This window comes from Mesorhizobium waimense (assembly GCF_003601975.1).
Taxonomy (GTDB): Bacteria; Pseudomonadota; Alphaproteobacteria; order Rhizobiales; family Rhizobiaceae; genus Mesorhizobium; species Mesorhizobium waimense.
In genome coordinates, this window is sequence record NZ_QZWZ01000143.1 from 1 (window position 1) to 1,824 (window position 1,824).

At 57.9% G+C, this 1,824-nt stretch carries 1 protein-coding gene; it reads right to left on the reverse strand.

Annotation, left to right across the window (positions count from 1 at the left end):
* Positions 1 to 298: 298 nt before the first annotated feature.
* A partial coding sequence (locus D3227_RS40225; RefSeq protein WP_147377834.1) for a thioesterase domain-containing protein occupies positions 299 to 1,824 on the reverse strand: 1,526 nt, incomplete at its 5' end.

Below are 1,824 nucleotides of genomic sequence, written 5' to 3' on the forward strand. Positions count from 1 at the left end.
ACGCGCCGCGACAATGACGAAAAATACCCCTTGCAACTCACTGATCCACAGTCCATCTTCACCAAATCGCGACCACCTGACCCTTCATCCTGATCGTCGCGCTTCCCATCCAAATTGTCGCGCCACAACCGCCGCCAAACTGTCCGCGACTTAGTGAAACAAGCGTCCGCGACTTAGCGGAATCCCTGTCCGGCTTTTGCGAAATGCGCAAGACTGGCGACGTGAAGCGTGGTTGAGACCATGAGCGTTCGTAGTCGTGAAACGAAAGTCGATTCGACGAGACTGTACTGTCCGAGATCTACCGGAATCGATTCGAAGCTTTTGTTGTCAATGAGCGGTTTAAGGCCATCGATAACTGTCGAGCCAGAACTCGACGGTTTTCTGGAACATCCATCATCGTCACGTGGTCGCCTGGCACCGGTATGGCATGAATGGCCCCCTCGCGCAAAACCCTGTCCCACCCCCGCATGGGTGAACTTGCCTCAGGACCCATGGGATTTCTTCGACGTCGCGCCCGACGGCTGAGGAGAGGCCTTTTGGCATAAAACTGGTGGATCTCAACCGGCAGGGATGGAATATCATACAAGTCCAGCGCCCTTTGGAACTGCGCAGCCTTTTCATACATCAAAACCTCGTTGTGGAGATCACGATCGAGAGGTATCGCCCCAACTTGCTTTGCCTTTTCAAGAAGCTGGGCAATTGAACTTTGTCCAGCAAAGCGTTCCAGTACTCCGAAACTCTCATCATCTAAGGATTCAAAAGAATCCAACAGCACTTCTCGTACCATTTGGGTGGGCGATATGCCCGATGGATTTGCGGGTAACGCAACATCGATGAGAGCGATGAATGATACAGCTTCATCGAGACTCAGCAAGTGCTGGGCAATTGCATAAGCCAAGATTGCACCTGATGAGTATCCAGCAAAGCGATATGGACCCCGTGGCTGGATCTCTCTAATCGCCAGGATCACCTCCGCGGCTATTCTTTCAAGAGTTTGTGGACAAACTGCATTGAAAGGCGGCCATGGCAGAGCGTAGATGGGACAGTCTACGTCCATTTTCTCCACCAAACTGAGGACATAGGAACAATCGCCCGAACCTGTGGGAACAAAGAAGAGCGGTGGTTGTGATCCGGTTGCCTGAACTGAAATCGCTTCCGGAACGCTGGGCTGTCGCTGAAAATGAATCTTTGATGCGAGTTCCTTCAGAACAGGGGCTTGGAAGAGATCGGCAGCGCTAAACTTCAGCCCAACGGCGAGCGTTCGACCGAGCAACTGCACCGCCAGCAGCGAGTGGCCGCCGAGCTCGAAGAAGTGGTCGTGGCGGCCGACCCGCTCGATCCCCAGAAGCTCTTGCCAGATCCCGGCCAGGGCCGTCTCGACCGCGCCGCGGGGCGCCTCGTAGGCCCGCCGCGCATAGGCATCATCGGCCGGCGAAGGCAGCGCCTTGCGGTCGAGCTTACCGTTCGGCGTCAGCGGCAGCGCGTCCAACCGCACGAAGGCCGATGGCACCATGTAGTCCGGCAGCAGGCGACTGAGATGGGCCCGCAACGCGGCCGCAAGCTCCACGCCATCGGCCTCGTCCGGTCCTTCCGTCGGCTTCGCCACCACATAGGCGACAAGCTGCTTGTCGCCGGCGCGATCCTCGTGCGCCACCACCACCGCCTCGCGCACCCACGCGTGCTCGCAAAGCCGCGCTGCGATCTCGCCCGGCTCGATGCGGAAGCCGCGGATCTTCACCTGGTCGTCGTTGCGCCCCAAAAACTCCAGATTGCCGTCCGGCAGGTAGCGGGCAAGATCGCCGGTCTTGTACATGCGGGCGCCCG